Here is a 526-nt window from a genome sequence, read left to right on the forward strand (position 1 = left end):
GGGAGCAATTTTTGACAGCAGAGGGTCTACAAATTCAGCTGCGAAGAGCCGCGCATCGTCCGAGAAAAACCTCAGTTCGCCTGCTCTTGTGCGCGCCACCACACCAAGCAGTTCCGTGCTTTCTTCGTCAGGCGGCGATAGCGGCTGTTTTGTAGCAGGAGGCGGCCAATGATATCTCGGCCTTTCTTCTATGGTGATCCCATTGATGGAAGGCGAGGCGGAGCCACCAAAAGGTCCCGGCCATCGGAGGCGATCAATATACAACATTTGGGTGAGGTCGATCTTTTCCTCTTCACCCTCACCAGTGACTGTCATTTCGGCTACAATACGATCTTCGATGGCCTTGCGGACGTCTTCGAATGTTGCGAGTTGGGCAGGCACCAGACCGAGCCAAGTCGCCGCCGAGATGAAACCTATGGCTTCATTCGTGCCGCGAACGATCTTGATAAGCCACTTTAGCACTACTTTGGCAGAAATCTGATTTTTGGGATTCCCAAGGTGGGATTCCAGTGATTCATAGGGAGCC

The 526-nt window shown here is 53.2% G+C and carries 1 protein-coding gene; it reads right to left on the minus strand.

The window, feature by feature from the left end:
* Nucleotides 1-526 (minus strand): type 2 periplasmic-binding domain-containing protein (locus DX908_RS16380; protein ID WP_158548884.1); only part of this gene is annotated, 526 nt, incomplete at both ends.

The organism is Parvularcula marina, assembly GCF_003399445.1.
Lineage (GTDB): Bacteria > Pseudomonadota > Alphaproteobacteria > Caulobacterales > Parvularculaceae > Parvularcula > Parvularcula marina.